At 61.3% G+C, this 845-nt stretch carries 1 protein-coding gene; it reads left to right on the top strand.

The genetic code is table 11. The features are described 5' to 3' along the window. Nucleotides 1-75: 75 nt before the first annotated feature. Nucleotides 76-833, top strand: a protein-coding gene (locus tag NKJ67_RS35065) for an IS5 family transposase (RefSeq protein WP_352585889.1) whose coding sequence is annotated in 2 segments (ribosomal slippage) — nt 76-415 and nt 415-833 — 759 coding nt in all. Because the reading frame shifts where the segments join, the coding sequence is not laid out codon by codon here. The last annotated feature ends 12 nt before the right edge of the window (nt 834-845 follow it).

Below are 845 nucleotides of genomic sequence, written 5' to 3'. Positions count from 1 at the left end.
CTAGGGTCGGGACCCATAAAAGGGGTTCCTCTGACGGCGGGATTGTGATTCACGGGTCTCTGAGGGGGACCACTCATGAATCGCGAATATTTCTGGCTCAGCGATGAGCAGTTTGGGTTGCTTGAACCACATCTGCCGACCGACACCCGAGGCAAGCCGCGCGTCGATGATCGCCGCGTGATCAGCGGCATTATTCATGTGGTGAAGAGCGGCGGACGCTGGGTCGACGCTCCGTCGGTCTATGGACCGCGCAAGACCCTCTACAACCGTTTCCAGCGCTGGTCGGCCAAGGGCGTTTGGAGTGCCATTTTCCATGCTCTTGCCAACGCCGGCGGGCCTCCGGCCGAGCTTCTCATCGACTCATCGGCGGTAAGGGCGCATCGCTGTGCGGCCGGCGGCAAAGGGGGGAGCAAAATCAGGCCATCGGTCGCTCGAGAGGCGGACGGACTACCAAAATCCATGCCCTGACGGATGGATTCTGCCGGCCGGTCGCCTTTCTCCTGACCGGCGGCCAGGTCGCCGATTGCACTGCCGGGGCGCTGCTGATCGAGCAGATGCCGGCGGCGCCAATCCTGCATGCCGACAAAGGCTATGACAGCAATGCCATCCGGGAGCAGGTTCGCGGACGCGGCGCCTTCGCCAATATCCCGCCCAAGGCGAACCGAAAATGGAAGAATTGTTTCTCGCCCTTCCTCTACAAGGACCGCAATGCGATTGAGCGCATGTTCTGTCGCATCAAGGACTTCCGTCGCATCGCAACTCGCTACGATCGGCTCGCCCGCAACTTCCTCGCCGCCGTCTGCATCGCTGCAACCGTCAGCTACTGGTTATGAGTCTTAGCCCTA

The sequence above is a fragment of the Mesorhizobium sp. M0088 genome (assembly GCF_040322895.1).
Lineage (GTDB): Bacteria > Pseudomonadota > Alphaproteobacteria > Rhizobiales > Rhizobiaceae > Mesorhizobium.
The sequence above is the reverse complement of the archived record's forward strand: the minus strand, read 5'-3'. Positions and strand labels throughout refer to the sequence as shown.